1 protein-coding gene is annotated in these 548 nt (G+C 67.9%); it reads left to right on the forward strand.

Annotated features, from left to right (window positions below; translation table 11 throughout):
• Positions 1 to 548: proton-conducting transporter membrane subunit (locus DMB66_RS60725; protein ID WP_305028484.1), on the forward strand; the 548-nt coding region annotated here is incomplete at both ends.

Here is a 548-nt window from a genome sequence, read left to right on the forward strand (position 1 = left end):
GCGACGATGGTCACCGCCGGCGTCTACCTGATCGCCCGGTCCAACCCGATCTTCTCGGCCAACGCCACGCTGCAGACGGTCGTGGTCAGCGTCGGCGCGCTCACCCTGCTGATCGGCTGCGTCATCGGCGCCGCCAAGGACGACATCAAGCGCGTCCTGGCCTGGTCGACGGTCAGCCAGATCGGCTACATGTTCCTCGGCGTCGGGCTGGGCGGCGGCGCGTACGCGCTGGCCATCATCCACCTGCTCGCGCACGGCTTCTTCAAGGCCAACATGTTCCTCGGCGCCGGCTCGGTCATGCACGGGATGCACGACCAGGTCGACATCCGGCGGTTCGGCGGGCTGCGTAAGCACATGCCGTACACCTGGATCACCTTCATGATGGGCTGGCTCGCCATCATCGGCATCCCGCCGCTGTCCGGCTACTTCTCCAAGGAGCCGATCATCGCGGCGGCCTTCGAGCGCGGCGACTGGACCTCCTGGCTGTACGGCACGGCGGCCCTGCTCGGCGCCGGCCTCACCGCCTTCTACATGACGCGGCTGTTCGT

Source organism: Actinoplanes sp. ATCC 53533 (assembly GCF_003947245.1).